The sequence below is a fragment of the Planococcus liqunii genome (genome assembly GCF_030413595.1).
Classification (GTDB): domain Bacteria; phylum Bacillota; class Bacilli; order Bacillales_A; family Planococcaceae; genus Planococcus; species Planococcus liqunii.
Window position 1 is genome coordinate 1,954,394 of the sequence record NZ_CP129238.1, and the last position, 19,808, is coordinate 1,974,201.

The following is a 19,808-nucleotide window of genomic DNA, read 5'->3' on the forward strand; positions in this document are numbered from 1 at the left end:
ACACCTAGTAAGTTGTAACGCATATTCGTGTTGGAATGTGTGTATTGCTGAAAATAAATTGGCTAGGTAAATTCGGAAATTCTAAAAACGATTGATTTGGTAGTGACGCATATCTCAGAAGCACACCGGCAATTATGTAGTGCTTCCAGCACGCGTTCAACACATCAAACTCTTATATGAAGATTCCATTAAACCACTCTGGCAGGAAAAACGCCCGCCTTTATTTCTGTCGTAAGAATTCATGCAATTCCAAAAACTCATTTGACACAGTTTTGCTCTATACTTATACTGTGTTATAACACATGTTAGTTAAATACAGATTTGGAAGGGGAATTGCCATGTTTGCTGCTTTAACGCCACTCGATTGGAAACGCCGCGCCATTAAATACTACCCGGAGAAAATTGCGGTGATTGACGAACACAAACGCTTTACATACAAAGAGTTCGGCAAGCGCACAGATCAGTTGTCCATTGCTTTACATAACGCAGGGATTCAAGCGGGCGATCACGTCGCGGTGATGCTGCCCAATACCCATTACATGCTGGAATGCTTTTACGGCATTTGCCAGCTGGGTGCGGTCATGGTGCCGCTCAACTACCGCCTGACGGCGAAAGACCTGGAATACATCATCAACCACAGCGATGCAAAAATGCTCATTGTTGATGCCGAGTTCGGGAAACTTATTGAAGACATCCAGGATCAGCTGCCGATCGAAAAATTCATCATCGTGGAAGTCGCAGGATGCGAGTCGGCCATTAACGGTGTGGCTTATGAAGAATTTATCAGCGATGTAACGGAAGACGTTCAGCTACCGCAAGTGGACATTGACGAAAACCAAATGCTGACTTTGAATTACACCAGCGGCACCACGTCCAATCCAAAAGGCGTCATGCTGACGCACCGCAGCAATTACCTCAATGCCGCGAACTTCCTGCATCACTTAAATGTCGTGCATGACGACGTTTACTTGCACACCTTGCCGATGTTCCACGCGAACGGCTGGGGCGGCATCTGGGCGATTACGGCAGCGGGTGCGACGCATGTCTGCCTGCGGAAAGTCGATCCGCCGCTGATTTTGGAGTTGTTTGATCAGCACAAGATTTCCATCTGTGCGGAGCACCGACAGTCGTCAACATGCTCGTCAACGAACCGAAAGCGAAAGACATCAAGATTACGACCAATCCGCGCATGGCGACAGCCGGAGCACCGCCTGCTGCTGCACTTATCGCCAAAGCGCAGGATATTCTTGGGTTGAATATGATTCACGTCTACGGTTTAACCGAGACGTCTCCATTTATCTTGTATAACGAATGGAAAAAGGAATTCGAATCAAGAACACCGGAAGAGCAAGCGACAATCAAAGCGCGCCAAGGCATCGAACTTGCTTTTAACGGCGAGACAAAAGTCGTCAACCAGGAAGACGGGCGTGAAGTCGCCTGGGATGGCAAAGAACTCGGCGAAATCGTGACCCGCGGCAATGTCGTCATGAGCGGCTATTACAAAGACCCGGAAAAAACGGCGGAAGCGATCCGGGATGGCTGGTTCTACACGGGCGACCTGGCTGTAACTTATCCAGACGGCTATATCGAAATCCAGGACCGCATCAAAGACATGATCATCTCCGGCGGTGAAAACATTTCCTCCACCGAAATCGAAGGCGTGCTCTATAAGCATCCGGACGTCATGGAAGTGGCCGTCATTGCGGTGCCGGACGAGAAATGGGGCGAAGTGCCAAAAGCGATCATTGTCCTTCAGCCGGGTGCACAGGTCACGGAACAGGATATCATTTCCTACACCCGTGACAACATGGCTCATTTCAAAGCACCGAAATCGATTGATTTTGTGGAAGCCTTGCCAAAAACCGCTACCGGTAAACTGCAGAAGTTCCGCTTGCGTGAAATGTACTGGAACAACTCGAAAAAAGTGAACTAAAAATACCAACACTCTTCGGATCCGGCATCGGGTTCGAAGAGTGTTTTTGGTGGAGAAAGTCGACATGTTTCATTTTTCTCGAGTAACGGGAAACAAAGAGAATGTATGCAGAAAAACTGAATTCAAGGAAGGGGCAAGTTATTCATGAAGGCAATTGTAATTGAACAATACGGCGGCAAAGAGCAATTAAAGGAAAAAGAGCTGGAGCGTCCGCAGATTTCTGAAAATCAGGTGTTGTTGGAGATACACGCAACGTCCATCAACCAGATTGACTGGAAACTGCGTGAAGGCTATTTGAAAGAGCGGCTGCCGTTCGAATTTCCGATTATTCTCGGCTGGGATGCAGCCGGCGTCATTGCTGAAGTCGGTGAAGCGGTACACGACTTCAAGGTCGGTGACCGGGTATTCGCCCGTCCTGCGACGACTCGCCAAGGCACCTATGCAGAATTCGTGCCGGTGAAAGAGAATTTGCTCGCCCGCATGCCGGAGAACATGACGTTTGAAGAAGCGGCTGCGATTCCGCTCGCCGGGTTGACGGCCTGGCAAACCCTGGTCGATGTGGCAAAAATCAAAGAAGGCGATAAGGTTCTGGTCCATGCCGGTGCCGGCGGTGTCGGAAACTTTGCCATCCAGATCGCCAAAAGCTTCGGCGCCTACGTTGCAACGACTGCCAGCAAGGAAAACGAGGACTTTGTCAAATCCCTTGGCGCAAATCTTGTCATTGACTACAAAACCGAACAGTTTGAAGACGTCTTGAGCGATTACGACATTGTACTTGATGCGCTGGGCGGGGACGTGCTCGACAAAAGCTTTCAGGTCCTGAAAAAAGGCGGACGCTTGGTATCGATCGCCGGGATGCCGTCCGAACAAGACGCAGCCAAATACGGCGTTCACGCGAGCTCTTATTGGCTTGAGCCGCAAGGCGATCAATTGCAGGAGTTGGCAGGCCTTTACGAAAAAGGACAATTAAAGCCCGTCATCGGCAAAGTGTTCGACTTGAGCGAGCAAGGGCTGCAAGATGCACATGCACTCAGCGAGACGCACCACGCGAAAGGCAAAATCGTCATCCGGGTGAAGTGAGCCGAATTCTGGACGCAAATTTTGATTTAGATCGAAAAACCGGAAGTGCCAGGCTTCCGGTTTTAATTTTGTCTGCTGGTGAACCTGCTTTTAAAAGGAAATGGCCAAAGAAACGGAAAAGCCCCCGCTAACCGCTGGAAATGGTGTAGAATCGAAGAAAAGAGACAAGCCGTCTACAGATAAAGGAGAATGCACTCGTGAACGACACATCTAGTTTTCAAATGATCGCCGCTGTTGCGATTTTTGCCTTAATGGTCGGCGTCCCGCTCATCATGGTGTTTGTAGTCTATAAATTCAGTAAGCGCAGCAACAAGTAACCTGTAAGAGGCAAAAGCGAATAAGCTTTTGCCTCTTTTTTTGGGGGTCAATTACAAGATTCTATCGAAAGGATGCTGTCTCACAGGGCATTTGGTTTTTTATTGAGACAAAAAAACGTTTGTATATTTTCAACTGCTGGATAATATGAAACTTTAAACAATCTAATAACGACTTAGTTTGTAACAGACCAATTAAAAATGAGAAAAGAAAAACTGGCGGATGTGCAAAAGGGAGGAACGATAGTGGAATTGAGGAAAATGATATGTATGCTTTGTTGTTTATTTATAAGTTTGCTTGCTGCATGCGGGCAAATAGAAGAAGACAAACTAAAAGCGGAAGATAAGGGATCGCCAGAAAGCCGACAATTTAACGACGAAGAATTGATCGGCAAAATTGGCGAAACGAATCCTTCAGCACAATCCTTGTACGTGGATCATACAGAATGGATCAATCGGCATGTGCCTTTGGAACATGCCGTGCCGGATATTGGTTATGGTTTTCAGGCATTCATCACAGAAGAGACCAGGATGGAACTTGAAAACGGCGACCCGGCAGAATTGAAGGATTTCAAGCCTGGGCAAAAAGTAAAAGTGCTGCCGCCTACAGAAGAAACTTTACCTGTTGAAGTGGATTACAAGAAAGAACTGGGTATTGAGAAGCTTCCCGTCATTCTCGTTTTTGACACCAAAGAATTACTCTTCAAAACGTATCAGGAAAAAGAACTCTACAATTTATTTAATGAACGAATAGAATAAATGAAAACAAGCTGCCTTCATAAAAATGAACGCAGCTTGTTTTCATGATTGTTATGTATGATTTTGCTGTTCTTTCATGTAGGTACGGTACTTGCCAGGCGTCTGTCCGGCGGCTTTTTTGAAGGCCTGTTGGAAATGCGTTTCGCTTTTGTAGCCGGTGCGTTGGGCAATTTGCTGGATAGAGGCATCGGTGTGCTGCAGCAAATACTGTGCCAATCCAATGCGGCATTGAATGGCATACTGAATTGGACTCATGTTGGTCTGTTCTTTAAAGACCCGGGCAAGGTAGTATTTGCTCAAGCCGATTTCTGCGGAAAGCAGTTCCAACGTCAGTGTCCGGTGCGCATTTTCTTCGATAAAGCGTTTGGCCATACGGATATGCTGTTGGTGATCGGTTGCTGGTCGGTTCGGCTCAGCCAAGGAACGTTTCAAGATGCCGAGAAAAACCCCGAGCAAATGGCCAGCGATTTCATGCTTATTTGCGTAGGAGCTGCTGTTTTCTGCCATCAATTGCAGACCAAACGACTTCAGGCGTTCAAACTCGGCTGGTCGGTGTACCGGAGGCAGGTGAGGCGGCCGCAGTTGGTGAAGCTCAAGCTCATCCATCAATTGGCCGGAGCAGCTGAGAGACAGGCAGCTGTACGCTTGGCCTTTAATGGATGCTTCTGCGTGCCAGTCTCCGGCATTGCAAAGCACCAAGGAACCGGGGGCTGCGTTATAGGTTTTTTGGTTAATGGAAAAGCGGCTTTGGCCCTCCAAAACAAGGATGATCTCGCACGATTCCGGATGGACATGGAGCGGTTTAATGTGCCGTGTATCGTTCGAGCAGTGAATGAGGTCGGCAGAATGAAAAATAAAAGGAAATTGGTTTGGGTCCATGGCAGGCACTCGTTTCTAAAAGGATAATACGTCCATTATAGCAAGAATTAATATAAAATATTGTAAAAAGCGGAGAAAAGAGAAGTTTTGTTCCGTCCAGCAGCAAGAATTAATAGAAACTAACTTATAACTGAATCACTTTCAGCAGCAGAAGTATAGATATCTGAAAATTTAAATAAATTGAACGGTTACGGTAGTAAAACATATAAATCAGCACTATAATGGCGATACACCCAGCGGCCACAAACGAAAAATTTAAATGACAGAAAGGATGAGCGGAATGGCGACGGATTTTTGGATCAATTTGCCGGTAAAAGATTTGAACAGATCAAAGGAGTTTTTCCAGAGCTTGAATTTTACGGTAAACGAGCGGTTTTCGGACAGTGAGCAGATGGCGGGTATTGTGGTGGGTGAACACAATTCCATGATTATGTTATTTCCTGAAGCTACTTTGGAAGGATTTGCACGAAATCCGATGACGGATACAGCCGTAAGCACAGAAGTATTGCTGTCGATTTCAGCAGATTCGCGTGAAGAAGTCCAGGAGATGTGCGAAAAAGTGATTCAGGCAGGCGGCAAGATCTTCAGCGAGCCTGGCGAAACAAATGGCATGTACGGAGCGGGATTTTGCGATTTGGATGGACACCGGTGGAATTTGCTGGTGATGTAAAGACAGCAAGCAATAATAAGTATGAAGAACTGAACTTGTACGAGATCAGTTCAACAACTAGTTAAAGATGGTTCAATGGCACAGAAACTTTAACAGAAAGAAATCTCACAGCAACCAAATGATTTCAATGAGACGAAATCGATTTATTTTTTCCGTAAGACAACTCAAACAAAAATCAATGTGCCGATCGAGTTGAATACGTAAATTCGAGTAAAATGCACCAAAACAGCAAAAAAACGAAAACGTCAAAAATAGCTCAAAATGAACCTAAAAATCGGTTTCGTCTCACTGTCTTAAGTATACTTTTTAAATGAAACGATACTTCCGATAATTTATATTATGTCAACTTAATTATTTTTTAAGAAGTTGAGGCCTTGATTTCCCGCCCTCTTGTCGAGCGACAATAGAATCTTTACTTTAATGACATAAGCTTTATGTATTCTTCCCTTTTACATTAAAGAAATTATTTTATGTTGATATACATGCTTTTGAAAATCTGAAAATGTAGATTGACTATTAGTTACACCACCAGGCTTTGTCACTGCATCTGACATAATATTATATTTTAATGTCAATTAATGAGGAAGTTTCTCTTGGTCTGACTCTTCAAACCCAGTTTCAATATACTTCGATAAGACAAACTCTAAAAATTCCTTTTCATTGTCACTTAACTTTTTGAAAGTATCGTTTTTAGCCTGCGCTACTCTTTCTTTTCTCAAAACGGCTTGTATCGCATAAGAAACATATTCAAGAACCTCAACTATATCGCTACTCTCGGCATTAATTAAATTTTGTAATGCAACAACTCATCTTTGCCAAAAACAAAATTTGTTAAGTCTTCTAAAAACACTCTCCTGATTAATGGATTTGACCACATTCCTCGCAATTCGCTTTCATCTTTAAATAACTTCGAAAGCGCTCCAAGTGTCAGCATTTTGTCGACTTGAAGTGTTTCCTTCTGTGTGTCCGGCATTTGTTTTAATGGATTTGCAGGGTTATTTTGTCATCTGCCGTTTCTTTTATTTGGCATTCATGCTATATTGTTAATAAAATCTAAATATTCTGTTAAGGAGGAAGCAAGGTGTCCAGGCTTGGAATCTCTTTCGTCTTGCTGTTCTTTTTTCTGATGCCTTCGCAGTCGGCCAATGCAGAAAAAGAACAGATGCCCAGTGGATCGGTGTTCAGCCAACTGGTGGTCGGCAGTATCGTGACAACCTTCATCAATAGCGAAGAAGGCAAAATGCTGGTGACGTTTGACAGGCGGACAGGGACATTCACTTCCTTAACAGCGGACTTCCTTTCAGAGAACGAAGAGCAGGAACAGTTCAGGATATTGAAAGCGGTGCGTGTGAACGAAGTCGCTGCCACGAAGCCGACGAAATGGAACTATGGCAAATGGAAAAACTACAAAATTACCATAGAGGAAAAAGCGACTGTAGCCATCATCACTACGGCCATCCTGGGGCTGATTCCGTATGTCGGGAAGCTTGCAGCACCGGTAGCGGCCCTGGTCATTACATGGAAGCTGAAGACCGGCTACTTTTCAGCCAAGAAAGACTTCCGGTTCGCAGGAAGCTACATGTTAGAAAAGCAGCACCTGAAAATTTGGAAGAAGAGCAACTACACTCAGCTTCGGGAATACAAGACAGCGGATGAAAAAATCTGGATAGCATGGGGCGGCGATGAATCATGAAGAACAAAGTGAAAAGTTTCTTTACCAAGTATCTCATTGCCATTGCATTGATGCTACTCGTCTACTTTCTTCTGCCGGCTTCCAACGCGACGATCATTCTAATCGGCTTCATTCCGTTGCTTGTCTGGCTGCCATTCGACATCAAGAGATTGATGGAGAAGAGACGGACTTTGAAAAAGACTCCTCAATAGAGGGGTTTTTCTCTTTACTGCGAAGTCCCTCCTCCTTTTTGGTATACCTATATAAATAATATGTCCACCTCTTCTAAGCGCGAGATCCATTCGTGCACTTTGTTCAGCAAATGGTCTGTCTCAGAGGCATTGTCCACTCCCGGCAATTTCAGCCAGTTGCTGCTCTCTACGCCCTGGAGCAGTGTGTCGATTTGCACCTCTCTCTTCTCAAATATGCTTAAGATTCATTAGGATTCTTTTTTCCGTTCTCGAGTCATGCCAATGGCGAACTTCTTAAACCCCATCGCCTCATAATACGATTCCAAATCTTCAGTGCACATCAGCTGTGGAATAATCCGGTGATGGTCGCATTGCTCAATCAGACCATTCATCAACATGCGTCCAATGCCAACACCTTGATAGCTTGGCAAAACACCAACTCCGCAGATCAGTCCGGTAATCACGCCATCTGAGACAATCCGTCCCATTCCAACCAACTTATTGCCTGTGCGCATACAGCCACGTACCAGCTTTGCTGGCACATGTTCTGCAGCTCCGCAACTGTCAGGCCAAGCGAATCCCAATTTAACTCTTGGTACAACCGAAAAACTTCTTCATATCTTGCTGGCGGTTCTACTGTAATCCGAACATCTTTTGAGGAATCCATAAAATCCCAGCTCCTGTCTTTTCCTATTGTATTTGATCTTTGTATAGCCAAATTAGTTAATTAAGGAGGTTAGCAAAATGGCACCACAACAAACCATTACCAATCTGCGCTCAGGTCAACGCATGATTTTCCGTCAAACGGCAAAGGACACAAACGGACAATTACTGGAAATAGAAACGTTTAATCCCCCGTCTACTGAAAAAGAGCCGGAGCATATTCATCCGAAACAAGAAAGCTCGGCTGAAGTGCTGTCTGGCGAAGTGCGCTTTTCAATCAACGGCCGTGTCCAAATTGTTAAAGCGGGAGAAAAAATCGTCATTCCACCAGGGGTCCCCCACTATTTCTGGAATGCAAGCCCCATGGAAGCGCACACGATCCAACGGTTTACGCCGGCTTTAACAATCGAACAGTTCTTTAAATCTTATTTCGCTTTGGCCAATGCGGGAAAACTGGACAGCAACGGGATGCCGCCTCTTTTGATTACATCACACCTCGGGCTCCAGCATCAAGATGACATCCGAGTGACTAAGCCACCGTGGATCATCCAAAAAATTCTTTATACGATACTCATTCCGGTAAGATTAATTTTACGAAATACCAAACGATAAGAGAAAAAATTCCTTTTCGGCGCTTGGTTGATAACCGGGTGCATCTTTAATGAAGATCCATCTCCAGATCCCAACGTTCTTCAATCAATTCCTGATCCGTCCATTCGGCATTCGGTTTTTGCTCGGTGCGTTCAAACCCGTATTTGCCATACAGATGCCGTGCGGCTTCAAGGATGTTGACGGTCCATAAGAAAACATGGCGGTAGTTCTGGGACCGGCAAAACGCCAGGGCTGTGTCTATCAGGCTTTTGCCAATGCCTAGGCCCTGGAACCGTTCATCGAGCACAAACCATCTCAATTGAGCGGTATTGCCCTCTACGCGCGTAATGGCAATCGAACCCGCGATTTCCCCGTCCACTTCCGCAATCCACATTTCGCCGCCTTGTCGGTCCACCAGAAAATCCGATAAGCCCTTCATGACGTAGTATTCAAAGAGCTCACTGAAGCCATAGGTCTTTTTGTAAAGACGGCCGTGCAGATAAGAAACATACCCCAGTTCCCCGGGCTGAAACGGCCGGATGCGGACGCGCGGTGCGTGCGGCTCTTCATGATTCAGCAACTTTTCCACAGTATGCATGGCAGCTGTCAATTGCTCCAGTTGCTTCGAAGTCAGCAATTCAATCATCTTTGCGACTTCTTTATTGGCTTCGTCCACCAATGCCAAATGAACTTTCTCCCCGTAGTTGGTCAAGTGAAGCAAATGCTGTCGTTTGTCGGATGGTGCTTGTTTTTTGGAAATGAGCTTGTCGTCTTCGAATTTCTGGGTGATGCGGCTCATATAGCCCCGGTCAATGCCCAGTTTCTCGCGGATTTCCGTTGCAGTGATGCCGGTTTTCCCGTAAAGCTCAGCAAGGACGCGGGCTTCGCTTAACGGATATGGCTTATGATAGATTTCCTGGTCAATTTTGCCGAGAATGTTGGCATAATGCCGGTTGAACCGGCGGATCTCTTCAATTTTTGCCAAGTCTGCCACACTCATCACCCCTTTAGTTTTCAGAATTTTTAATTACGCATAGAATAACGTTAATAGTTGACTTAGTCAACTTATTTTCCCCAAATAAAAACCATCCAGCTCTTAAGGCTGGATGGCATCCGTATTAAATGTCGTTGCTGCGCTTCATATCTCGTATGGCCTGCACCGATAGACGGACAAGCAGGATGACGCACAGGAACAAGCCCGTATAGGCCGCGGTATTCAAGTACACCGCGTAGGCGGTATTGATGAATTGGGCGATCGCCAGCAAGGCAGAGGAAATCAATCCGAATGTAATACCCGTCAGCAACAGCACCAAGCGCGAAAACATCTGCGTGATGAAGTTGGCATTGTGCCGGTCGGAGAACACATCGTGATGCAGAATGATTTTGCCGCTTTCAACCCGTTCCACCAGCCGGTCCAATCGCTTAGGCAGCCGAACCAGTTCCGGAATTACCAAAGCCAGTTCGCTCTCCAACCGTTCTTTCACAGCTTTCGGTTCTTTGAACGGCTTTTTCAGGAAATCCGACTTGTATTTTTGGGCAAACGTTTTAGCTTCTGTAAACATGTCAAATGTCGGATCGATGGTATGCAGCGTGCCGTCGAGTGTAATGAGTGAGCGGAGCGCCGTTCCGACAGACGGATAGAACGACAGCCCGAAATCGCGCACCAAGTCAAATAAGGAATGAATCAGCTCCGTTGTGGGAATCCGGTGGACATAGGAAATCTTTAACAGGATTTGCCCAATCGCTTGCTCGAACCGGTGCCGGTCGATTTGCTGATTGTCTTCCACTAGCAGCATGATCGAGTCGTAAATGACGCTCGCATCGCCTTGCTGCACCCCGATGATGAACAAACTGAGCCCTTCCTGCTGCGGAGAAGCAAGTCTCCCCACTGCCCCGAAATCGAGCAGAATCGGTTTGCCGTCCTGTTCATCGATAAAGATATTGCCCGGATGCGGATCTGCATGAAAAATGCCCGAATCCAGCATTTGTTCAAAGAATGAAAATAGCACCGTCCGGGCGAAATCTTTTTCATTGCCGCCGAACTGGTGAAAGACACGGCTGCCTTGGGCGATGCTTTTGCCTTCCACGTATTCCATCACAATCAGCTTGTCGCTGCTGTATTCGGTATAGACATGCGGAATGCGCACTCGATACGGACTGTTCTTCATGGCATTCGTAATTTGGATCGTGTTGCGGATTTCGATGTTGAAATTGATTTCTTCCCGCAGCCCTGCCGCAAAACCGATCGCCAGTTCACGGAACCCGAGGTTTTCAGCCCACGCGGAGCGGTTCGACACCCATTCTGCAAATTCCACCAGAATGTTCAGATCGTCGCGCATGATGCGTTTGATTTCCGGCCGCAGCAATTTTACCACGACGTGGCGGTTGTCCTTTTTCAAGACGGCTTTATGCACTTGCCCGATGGACGCGGCAGCAAGCGGCTCCATATCAAAGGAAGAAAACACTTCTTCAAAGCGTCCGCCTAAGGATTTTTCCAAAATGTCCTGGACCTGGCTATTCGGCAGCGGCTTTACCCGTTGCTGCAAAGTGCCCAGTTCTTCGACAAACGCAGGAGGAAACAGTTCGGTGCGCGTAGAGAGCACTTGGCCGAATTTGATGAAGATGCCGCCGCTTTGTTCCAGCGTATCCCGGAACGCGATTGCCAGTTCCCGGTCGTTTTCCCGGTGCCTGGCGTATTTCAACGCTCTGGAAATTCCGTTGCGGAGGGCGATTTCCACCACTTCGCGCAGCCGTTTTTGCCGGCGCCATTGGTGCTGCAGGCGTTTAAAAATGAACTTCCGGCCGGTGATGCGCTCTCCCTTGGCTCCGAGTTCGATCGGATCGAACAATTCAAAGAGCAAGTACAGGAGCATCGAGATCAGGAGAATGCTGCCGACCCAAACAATCGTGCTGACGTCTGTCGCGGTATTCAGGACACTTTCGGATAAATAATCGGTATAACGCAAATAGGAGTACCAATAAACAAACGTCGTCAGCGACACGCCGAGCACGACCGACAGCACCCGTTTCGTGAAATTGACTTGTGCCCCCATCAAACGTCCGCTGACAAAATAAATGAAAACGGTAATGAGCAGCACTTCTAAGAGCAGAATTGCATAAACCATTCGCAGTCTCCTTTCAGGAAGGAAATAGTCGCAATAATAAAAAAGAAAAGTTCATTTACCTAGTATAACAAACATTATCCGATTCGTTTCGCTGTGTCCTGTAGAATGATTAATTTTTACAATTCAGTCTTCCCATAAAAAAAGACCTATGGAAGGTCCAGGTAGTCCTCAATGCGATATGCCCCGTATCATTTTAAACGGGGCGATAGGTATTTTAATGATCAATCATTTACCGCCAGTTCGAAATACGGTTCTTCTTGCTGGGTGTCGTCAAACCAGCGCAGCTCTATGTACCGCAGGCCGGCTTTCCGAAGCACGTGAATGGAGCTTTCGTGCCCCGGCGCAGCAGAAGCCGTAATCGTGCGAACAGTAGAATGCTCTTTAGCCAGTTGCACGCACAGCAAAGCGGCTTCGGTCGCATAGCCTTTTCCCCAGCTGTCTTTTGCAAAATGGTAAATTAATTCCACTTGTTCAAGTGAATCATGGACATTAAAGCCGGCTGCACCGATCAGCTTTCCGGATGCCTTTTCGATGACGGCATATACGGAAATTCCGTTTTTAACGTGGCATTGGCTATAGCTCTCTAAGATGCGTGGAAGTACTTCTAACGGCGTTGGCCCGCCTGATTGCGGCCATTACTTCGGAATCGCCCCAGAAGCGTTCTGCAGCGCTTGCATCTTGTATAGTAAAGACCCGAAGCAGCAAGCGGTCGCTTTCAATTAGTCGAATCAAAAAAATCCGCTCCAATCGGTAGTTCCAAAAACTAACCACTTTCTATTTGGATTGTTGGCCTTCTAGAATAGAACGGACTACATGCCGAGAATCCCATTGGTTTTCTGAAAAGCCGATGATGGGATAGTCGAGCGGGAAAATCTTCTGCTTGATTTCGTCGACCGACAGGCCATCCTTGCTCAAGGATTGGATTTTCAACGTCAGGTTTTCAAGATTTTGCAGCTTTTTCTCAATCATCTCCCGTCCGTTTTCAAAATAGCCGGAATGGCTGCAAAATAATGAGTCAAAATCATACTGCAGCAGTTTGCGGAGTGAATCCATAATGAGCGGAATCGATTCACTGTCCATGATGACTTTAGTTTTAGGGGCAACAAACAAATCCCCCGAAAACAGCTGTCCCGTTTTTTCGTCTAGAAAAGATACATGGTCATCTGCATGGCCAGGCGTCTCGATGACAGTCCATTCCTGGCTGCGGGAGCGGATCGTTTCAGGAAGTGGCAAGGCATGGAATGCTTTTCGGCCGCCCCAGGTTTGCTGGCGGTATTCCGGATACTCTCCCGGCTGCTCGCAAAGACGAATGCTTTGAGGATGCAAATAAATCGGGATGTTGACATGTTTCTGAATCCAGGCGGCTGTTCCGGTATGGTCTTCATGGCTATGTGTAAGTGCTACCAGTTCTATTGGATATTCTTTGTAAAAGCGTATCAGTTCCTTCTGAAGTTTTTCCGGCCCTGTGTCCACCAACATGCCATCAACCAAATAGACATAAACTTTCCGGCCAAAACTTTCAATCGTGCCTTCCACACAAACCACATTTTCTTTCTGGTAAATCTCGATCATTGATTCCCCTTCTTTCTTTTTCAAAAGCTTGAACGCGTTTCCCTCTTTAAAAGGTTCTTCTCAAAGCACGGGTAGTCCTTCATTTTTTGCTGGTTTTTCCGTTCTTAAGAGCGGTTTTGAATTTTTTTATAATTCCTTATGTAGATATCTACATTTATTACTCTTTTCTCTCCTTTTTCGAATCGTTTAGCCATGTAACAAATTTGTGCGATCCTCTGCTGCTGCCCCTTCCTTCAAACATGAACGATGGTGTGGCATTCCTTAGCTTCAAGTGCCCTTTTTTCTTTGTGCGTCTGCTTTTCATTTTCTCTTTTACTTTCCTTTCCCCCTTTCGTGATTACATCAAAAAAAAGCCAGCAAAATTGAGATCTACACTCAATCTTGCCGGCTTTTTTCTTCAAAATCATTGTCTATTGTTTTTAGAAATCCCTCAATACGGGAACGTGTGTATGGTATAATTAGAGAGGTAGCAATTAGTGGACGTTCATAGGCGGTTGCATGTCTCACTTTCCAATCAGTTTTTGCTGAACGGGAAAGGAGGTGATGCAAATGACAGTTTTTCAAGCACTGACATTGATGATTAGCTTTTCTGGCTTAATCGTTTCAATCATAGTGTTGTCATATACTTTTTCGAAAAAAAAGTAAACCGCCTGTGCTCCCCAGCATAAGGTACGGTTTACTTTGGTACTGACATGCGATCGCCTTTGAAGCGATGCTCGTTGTTATTGGCCGATGGGTGTTCGAGCACCCATTGGTCTTTTTTTATGTTCTGATCTTCATTCATTATACCATTCCCGAAAAGGATTGCAATTATGCAATGTTTTTGGAGGAAGAACAATTGTTTTGAAACATCCCCCACTTGCTTCAGGTTGCTCCTAAATTAAAAAAGAAGACCAGAGTCTTCTTTTTAGACGGAGAATCCTATAAACAAAATAGCGATCAGTACCACAATTGCAACGATGATAATTCCGATAACGATTGACGGAATCATAATGGTGAAAAAACCTTTCCAGCTGGAAATCCGGTGCGCTTCCCCAATCGCTTTGGCGTTAATGAAAATGCTCCAGATCGTCACAACGGTTATCAGAACGGAACCGACCAAGGTGATGACCAGTTCGCCAGCGCCGCCTGAAGTTCCAAGCGGTTCTGCAAAATAGGTTGCCGGAGCTGCCAATACCCAAATCAAATACACCGGCAGCAGCCAGATTTGCGGGATGGCCGCAACGCCTATCGCTTTAAAAAGTTCTGTATAAGTCCCGGTCCCTTTAAAAAGCTTGCCGGTTATAAAATAAACGCCAGCCATAATCGCATAAACCAACAGGATAAATATCGGCCCGGCAATAATGGAGCCTAAAATGATTCCCCATACCGGCATCATTTGGTTCATTTCCGAATCGAATGCTCCGACAAGGGCACTGCTGATGCCGGATAAAATCATTAAGAGGATGACAAACCCCATCGATTTTTCTTCAATCACATAGCGGACCGTTTCTCTCGTTTTCAGCCAGATGCCTGTAAACGGATTCACTTCTCCATAACTTCCTTTTTCTTTAAATTGCACCATTTGAATCCCCTCTTTCTTTCTAGTAATACGGACCAACAGCAAGAAAGTTTCGAAATCACGTTGATTTCGAAGATTTTAGTTTCTTGAAATGATCCAAAACATGGTCCCATTGAACTGTTTCATTCTTCTTCACTGCATGGATCATTTTGTGGAAATCCGGCTGCAGCCCGTAAAATTTCTCTACTCGCTGCCAGATGCTTTCTCTATCCGCTGAACCGTTGTAGTTGCTGAATGTTGAGGTATGGCATTGAGGTTTGAATAACTTGAAGCATCTCTTTCAATTCCATTGTGTTCTCCTTTTTTATTGCGTTTTTGTTTTTTTTGATGTTACCCTTATGTAGTTTTCTACATATATTAGCGAAAACCCGATTTTATTAATAATTCTTGTTGCAGGACTGTTTCTAAAGAAGGATTTTCCCGACCACTTTCTGTTCATTAGCGTATTGCATTTCTAGGATTTCCTTTTTTTCCTTTTCTTTCGTATACTTCTGCTGATTGTCCATCCGCCTTTCACTTATTTTCTACCTTCAGTGCTTGAAGCTCTGCCTGTGTTTTGACAATTGTTGTTTTAGCTTGGTAGTGCTGCAACTTTTCCAGGAATTCCGGCTTCATGGTTTCCTCAAAATAACGGTTCCAACCGAACATCTTGAAAAAAATGCGAAGCGTCTGCCGGTAATTCGCCTTTTCCAGCATTAGCGTCTGTTTTATATAGCGTTTGATGATGCGCCACGTCCGCGTTCTGGGAGGGAAATCCAGAAAAACAATCCTGTCCGCTTTTTCCAGTCCCTTATCGGTCCACCCGATGTGCACCCCTTCAATCACCCACTCGGGCAATTCCACTGCTTCCTGAAACAGCTTATTGCGTTTTTCTTCGCTGTTGCGCGCGTCCCCGCCCGGCTTCCGCTCCCAGACAAAATTATCCGTTTCAAAACGGGGAATGCGGTATGCCAATGCTGCTTTTTTGGCCAGTGTCGTCTTGCCGCTTCCCACCGAACCGATGATGTACATTCTCATGTATTGTTCCAGCCTTCTGTTGTTTTCTTTCAATTATAGCGAACGCTCCTCTTTCATAGGTGCTGCATTTCATTTTCTCCATAAAAAAGCCGGCAGCTGCGTTTTTCGCAGTTGCCGGAGCGTTATTCAGCTTTGCCTGCTTCCGATTCCACACGGTCCATGAACACATGAACCGTTTCCAGGCGCTTCGCTTTGCTTCCGGAAAGCAGCATTGCTTTAGCAGTCATCGTCAGCCCTTTTTGGGAACCTTCGTAAACAAAGCGGGTTTCCGTGTCTGATACCTTTTCAAGCGTATAGCGGTAATCCACTTGGAACAATTGGCTCAAAACAAAACGCGTGTGACGGTATTTCCGCTCCGGAAGGTCTTCAAAAGCAAGAGTCTCCACCACGTAATATTGCAATTGCGAACCTTCGTAATAGCTCTGCCCGTGTTTGGCTCCCGCTTCGTCGTCGTTGTTTTCAAGCAAGATGTGTTCTTCCACTTTCGGTAAAAGCCGTTTGACGTTGTTGTCGGAGAACAAACGCCACACCGTTTCGATGTTTTCAGGAATCACCCGCTCTTCTTTCCATTTTACCATTCGACTCTCTCCTCACTGATGCTAATCCGTTCCATGGCACTAGCGTATCATAAATGACGCAAAAAAATCTCCGGAAGCGGGAAGCCGCCGGAGATCGGTATTCTTCAAAACGGATTGGTCGCCCACTGGCTGGAAGTCGGGATGAAAATCCGCGGATGCAGTTTCAGCTGCGCCACGATGTATTCCGCGATATCTTCCGGCTGCATGAATTTCTCTTTGCTGTTTTCCGGCGCTTCTCCGCCGCCGAAATCGGTGATGACCCGGCTTGGCGTCAACGCAAACACCCGGATATTATGTTTGCGCACTTCCTGCGACAACGCTTCTGTCATGCCGAGCACCCCGAACTTCGAAGCGCTGTATGCACTTGACCCGGCTGTCCCTTTAAGTCCCGACATCGACGAGATATTGATGATGTCGCCGCCGTTTTTTTCAATCAATTGCGGAAGTACCGTACGCGTCACGTAGTACATGCCAAGCAAATTAACATCAAGCGTCTTTTTCCAGTCGGCCGGGTCAATTTCCTGGAACGGCCCGAAACTGCCCATCCCGGCATTATTGATGAGGATGTCCGCCTGGCCAAGGGCTTCCGTCAACTGGGACACGGCATGTTCCACTTGTTCCAGTGAAGAGACGTCCGCTGTCGCATAGGCTGCTTTTACGCCGAGTGCTTCCGCTTCTTCCGCTACTCCCTTCAAATCGTTTTCCGTGCGGGCGATTAGACCGACATGCACGCCTTCATTCGCTAAGGCGAGAGCCGTTGAACGGCCAATGCCTTTACCTGCTCCTGTAATAAATGCGATTTTTCCTTTTAATGATTGCGCCATCATGCATTCCGCCTTTCGTTTTCTTACTCCTGCATAATTTCTTGATTCCCTCTTTCTGCAGTTCTACACTTCAGACACGATGGAATCCAAGACGGCAAATTAAATATGAGCCGGACCATTAGGCGACCGACTCATATGAAACGTCCATTGTAATGGGATAACATCGAACAGCGGCCATGCGCCTAGTAATTGCCTTCGTAATTCGTACAGCTATCGACTTAAGTATTCCTTCTTTCCCCCTTCTAATTCAGCAGAATTCCTTCTGTAAAATCATTCTTTCATATCAAGATAGAACGACGTCAGTTCCTTTATTTTCCCGGCTCCGTCCATGACGTAGATATCACAGTAGGTATACACTTTTTCTTGTCCCGTGTCCGTATTTGCATGCATTTTCCCTTTTAAAGCCACTTCGTTTCCGCTTGCAATCAGATTTTCAATCGTCAATGCCACGTTGGTTTCATTGCCCATGCCCATTTCTTTGACGCAGTCTAAAAAGGCCTCGCGTCCGATCATTTTATTGCCATACATCGACCACGCCACATCATCCGTCACATGGTCAGCCAAAAATTCAATGTCTCCGTCGATAAAGGCCTGGTTCACTTTGGTGAAAAACTGCTGATTGGTTACAACCGACATGATGTTTGCTCCTTTCGCTCTTTTGATTTTTGCCGTATTTACGGTACACTTAAGCTACAACAAAAGATGGAGGACCGCTTCATGAAAACTTCGACCATATTACTGATCATACTCGGCTTTATGCATATCCTGACCTTGATCAACATATTGCTGTTTAAAGGAATGTTTGACGACATCGTCTTTTTCTTCAATACAGCGATTTTCTTTTTTGCTTTTGCTTTCTATACCAAAAGGCAGGGAAAACCGAAAAAATCAGCCGATTCATTGAATGACTGACGAAAGAAACGAAATCATTTTGATGGTTTCGTTTTTTTCGTGCCTTTTTTCTGCTGAAAATGGCCTGCCTCCTCTCTTGATTCAACAAAAGGGAAGCTTTCCCCCTTAACTCCATAGCACATGCCTTACTTTTGTTTTTTGCGCCGAATAATCTGCTTCTTGCGCTTTTTCTCGGAAACGAGCGGCTGCGGCGCCGGGTTATAGGCATCTTCGTACAGACCGGTATAGCTTTGGTACCAAATGAATGCATGGACAAAAATCACTTTGCAGACGGCATAGATTGGAATCCCGAGAACCACACCGGCAAGCCCGAATAATTGCCCCGCCGTCAGCAGGACCGCAATAATCGTCACAGGGTGAATATTCAAGTTGTTGCCGAGAATCAAGGGCTGAATGATCCGGCCTTCGAGTGTCTGTTCGACAAAAAACACGGCTAGCACTTTTGCGAGCATCAGCGGCGGATGGGCGACTATCGCCACAATCACGATCGGAACAAAGGCGATAAAAGAGCCCAAAAAAGGAATTAAATTGAGAACACCGGCCAGGATCGCCAGGATTAGCCCATATTCAAGCCCAATAAGCGAAAATCCGATCCAGAACATAAGCCCGACGAAAAATGCCACCAGCAACTGCCCGCGGATATATTGGCTGATTTGGTTATTCATTTCTTTCAACAGCACGTAAGTTTTTTCGCGCATTGCGGACGGCACAAGATTCATGATGTGATACGGCAAGTGATGGCCGTCCTTCAATAGGAAAAAAAGGATGATCGGTGTCGTAATGAAAGCCAGTACGACATTCGACACCACACCGACGACACTGCCGATGCCCGTTACCGTAGTATCGACGACATCATCGGTCTGGTCGGTGATTGAAGTTGTGATGCCTTCTGTATCTCCGGTCAAGCGGCGCTGCAGCTGTGAGAAGACGTCGCTTTGCAGGAGCGAATCGATCCGGATGACCAGCCGGTCGATGTAATCCGGAAAATTGTTCAGCAAACTTTCGGCTTGTTCCCGCAATATCGGGATCAGGATCGCCACGCCCCAAATGATGAGTCCAAGAAGAAGGGCGAATACCAGGAGGATGCCGCTCACGCGCGGAATCTTTTTTGCCTCCATCCAATCAATCAGCGGGTTAAGCAAATAATACAAAATGGCGGACATGATCAGCGGCAAACCCATGACGCTGAAAAATCCCTGGATGGGCCAAAAAATAAATGTGATTTTTGACAGCAGATAGAAGTTTAGCAGCACGAGCAAGCTGATCAACAACATCGCCACCAGTTTATTGTCCAGCACCCATCTCCCGAACCAAGTCGCCGCTGCCCGCAAATTCAATTTCTCTTTTTCCGGTTCCATTTCGGCCGTCCTCCTTTCTTCACCGGCAGAGAGACGAAAAACCTCACAGTAAAAAAGCAGCCCTTCCGCAATCTATTCAGAGTGCACACAGGCTGCTTCAAGCAACGGT

At 46.1% G+C, this 19,808-nt stretch carries 21 protein-coding genes and 2 pseudogenes; 9 read left to right on the forward strand and 14 right to left on the reverse strand.

Annotated elements, in window-relative coordinates; all coding sequences use genetic code 11:
• Positions 1 to 338 precede the first annotated feature (338 nt).
• From QWY22_RS09925 to QWY22_RS09935, 3 genes and pseudogenes are all read left to right on the forward strand, one after another.
• A pseudogene (locus QWY22_RS09925) lies at positions 339 to 1,933 on the forward strand (long-chain-fatty-acid--CoA ligase).
• Positions 1,934 to 2,077: 144 nt separating this feature from the next.
• Complete coding sequence (locus tag QWY22_RS09930) at positions 2,078 to 3,013, forward strand: NADP-dependent oxidoreductase (protein ID WP_300984276.1); 936 nt, start codon at positions 2,078 to 2,080, stop codon at positions 3,011 to 3,013.
• A gap of 515 nt (positions 3,014 to 3,528) precedes the next feature.
• A complete protein-coding gene (locus QWY22_RS09935; RefSeq protein ID WP_300984277.1) occupies positions 3,529 to 4,086 on the forward strand; it encodes a hypothetical protein in 558 nt (185 codons plus the stop codon).
• 51 nt (positions 4,087 to 4,137) lie between these two features.
• On the opposite strand, the gene QWY22_RS09940 is transcribed toward QWY22_RS09935, so the two are convergent.
• Positions 4,138 to 4,965: an AraC family transcriptional regulator gene (locus tag QWY22_RS09940; RefSeq protein WP_300984278.1), complete on the reverse strand. Its 828-nt coding sequence runs from the start codon at positions 4,963 to 4,965 to the stop codon at positions 4,138 to 4,140.
• 280 nt (positions 4,966 to 5,245) lie between these two features.
• Here QWY22_RS09940 and QWY22_RS09945 point away from each other — a divergent pair, with 280 nt between their 5' ends.
• Positions 5,246 to 5,635: a VOC family protein gene (locus QWY22_RS09945; protein WP_300984279.1), complete on the forward strand. Its 390-nt coding sequence runs from the start codon at positions 5,246 to 5,248 to the stop codon at positions 5,633 to 5,635.
• Between the two features lie 575 nt (positions 5,636 to 6,210).
• Here QWY22_RS09945 and QWY22_RS19590 read toward each other — a convergent pair.
• Entirely contained in the window at positions 6,211 to 6,420 is a 210-nt protein-coding gene (locus tag QWY22_RS19590; protein ID WP_367281309.1) for a type I restriction-modification enzyme R subunit C-terminal domain-containing protein, read from the reverse strand.
• A gap of 296 nt (positions 6,421 to 6,716) precedes the next feature.
• Between QWY22_RS19590 and QWY22_RS09950 the strand changes: the two genes are divergently transcribed.
• Positions 6,717 to 7,328, forward strand: a complete 612-nt coding sequence (locus tag QWY22_RS09950) for a hypothetical protein (protein WP_300984280.1) — start codon at positions 6,717 to 6,719, stop codon at positions 7,326 to 7,328.
• A complete protein-coding gene (locus tag QWY22_RS09955; RefSeq protein WP_300984281.1) occupies positions 7,325 to 7,519 on the forward strand; it encodes a hypothetical protein in 195 nt (64 codons plus the stop codon). The genes QWY22_RS09950 and QWY22_RS09955 overlap by 4 nt, the downstream gene beginning before the upstream one ends.
• Before the next feature lie 47 nt (positions 7,520 to 7,566).
• Here the strand turns inward: QWY22_RS09955 and QWY22_RS09960 are convergent, their stop codons facing one another.
• Both QWY22_RS09960 and QWY22_RS09965 read right to left on the reverse strand, forming a co-directional pair.
• Complete coding sequence (locus tag QWY22_RS09960; RefSeq protein ID WP_300984282.1) at positions 7,567 to 7,716, reverse strand: hypothetical protein; 150 nt, start codon at positions 7,714 to 7,716, stop codon at positions 7,567 to 7,569.
• Positions 7,717 to 7,746: 30 nt separating this feature from the next.
• Positions 7,747 to 8,165 (reverse strand): annotated as a pseudogene (locus QWY22_RS09965) (GNAT family N-acetyltransferase).
• 77 nt (positions 8,166 to 8,242) lie between these two features.
• Between QWY22_RS09965 and QWY22_RS09970 the strand changes: the two are divergent.
• Positions 8,243 to 8,773, forward strand: coding sequence for a cupin domain-containing protein (locus QWY22_RS09970; protein ID WP_300984283.1), 531 nt, complete (start codon positions 8,243 to 8,245; stop codon positions 8,771 to 8,773).
• Positions 8,774 to 8,819: 46 nt separating this feature from the next.
• On the opposite strand, the gene QWY22_RS09975 is transcribed toward QWY22_RS09970, so the two are convergent.
• From QWY22_RS09975 to QWY22_RS09990, 4 genes are all read right to left on the reverse strand, one after another.
• Entirely contained in the window at positions 8,820 to 9,746 is a 927-nt protein-coding gene (locus tag QWY22_RS09975) for a bifunctional helix-turn-helix transcriptional regulator/GNAT family N-acetyltransferase (protein ID WP_300984284.1), read from the reverse strand.
• A 124-nt stretch (positions 9,747 to 9,870) separates the two neighbouring features.
• A complete protein-coding gene (locus QWY22_RS09980; protein WP_300984285.1) occupies positions 9,871 to 11,877 on the reverse strand; it encodes an ABC1 kinase family protein in 2,007 nt (668 codons plus the stop codon).
• Between the two features lie 221 nt (positions 11,878 to 12,098).
• Positions 12,099 to 12,467, reverse strand: coding sequence for a GNAT family N-acetyltransferase (locus QWY22_RS09985; protein ID WP_367281310.1), 369 nt, complete (start codon positions 12,465 to 12,467; stop codon positions 12,099 to 12,101).
• Between the two features lie 184 nt (positions 12,468 to 12,651).
• The gene (locus tag QWY22_RS09990) at positions 12,652 to 13,449 is read right to left on the reverse strand and encodes an MBL fold metallo-hydrolase (protein WP_300984286.1); all 798 of its coding nucleotides are present in this window, start codon (positions 13,447 to 13,449) and stop codon (positions 12,652 to 12,654) included.
• 549 nt (positions 13,450 to 13,998) lie between these two features.
• On the opposite strand from QWY22_RS09990, the gene QWY22_RS19595 reads away from it, so the two are divergent.
• Positions 13,999 to 14,094, forward strand: a complete 96-nt coding sequence (locus QWY22_RS19595) for a putative holin-like toxin (protein WP_220629479.1) — start codon at positions 13,999 to 14,001, stop codon at positions 14,092 to 14,094.
• A gap of 262 nt (positions 14,095 to 14,356) precedes the next feature.
• On the opposite strand, the gene QWY22_RS09995 is transcribed toward QWY22_RS19595, so the two are convergent.
• The 5 genes from QWY22_RS09995 to QWY22_RS10015 all read right to left on the reverse strand — a co-directional run bounded on the left by QWY22_RS09995 (position 14,357) and on the right by QWY22_RS10015 (position 18,065).
• Complete coding sequence (locus tag QWY22_RS09995; RefSeq protein ID WP_300984287.1) at positions 14,357 to 15,013, reverse strand: Yip1 family protein; 657 nt, start codon at positions 15,011 to 15,013, stop codon at positions 14,357 to 14,359.
• Positions 15,014 to 15,523: 510 nt separating this feature from the next.
• Complete coding sequence (locus QWY22_RS10000) at positions 15,524 to 16,060, reverse strand: P-loop NTPase family protein (RefSeq protein WP_300984288.1); 537 nt, start codon at positions 16,058 to 16,060, stop codon at positions 15,524 to 15,526.
• An 89-nt stretch (positions 16,061 to 16,149) separates the two neighbouring features.
• On the reverse strand, positions 16,150 to 16,605 hold the full coding sequence (locus tag QWY22_RS10005; RefSeq protein ID WP_300984289.1) for an SRPBCC family protein: 456 nt from the start codon (positions 16,603 to 16,605) through the stop codon (positions 16,150 to 16,152).
• Between the two features lie 104 nt (positions 16,606 to 16,709).
• Positions 16,710 to 17,429 (reverse strand): 3-ketoacyl-ACP reductase, encoded by a 720-nt coding sequence (locus QWY22_RS10010; RefSeq protein ID WP_300984290.1) that lies wholly within the window; start codon positions 17,427 to 17,429, stop codon positions 16,710 to 16,712.
• A gap of 270 nt (positions 17,430 to 17,699) precedes the next feature.
• Positions 17,700 to 18,065, reverse strand: a complete 366-nt coding sequence (locus QWY22_RS10015) for a nuclear transport factor 2 family protein (protein ID WP_300984291.1) — start codon at positions 18,063 to 18,065, stop codon at positions 17,700 to 17,702.
• Between the two features lie 81 nt (positions 18,066 to 18,146).
• Here QWY22_RS10015 and QWY22_RS10020 point away from each other — a divergent pair, with 81 nt between their 5' ends.
• Complete coding sequence (locus tag QWY22_RS10020; RefSeq protein WP_300984292.1) at positions 18,147 to 18,341, forward strand: hypothetical protein; 195 nt, start codon at positions 18,147 to 18,149, stop codon at positions 18,339 to 18,341.
• Positions 18,342 to 18,466: 125 nt separating this feature from the next.
• On the opposite strand, the gene QWY22_RS10025 is transcribed toward QWY22_RS10020, so the two are convergent.
• Positions 18,467 to 19,699, reverse strand: coding sequence for an AI-2E family transporter (locus QWY22_RS10025; protein ID WP_300984293.1), 1,233 nt, complete (start codon positions 19,697 to 19,699; stop codon positions 18,467 to 18,469).
• Between the last annotated feature and the right edge of the window lie 109 nt (positions 19,700 to 19,808).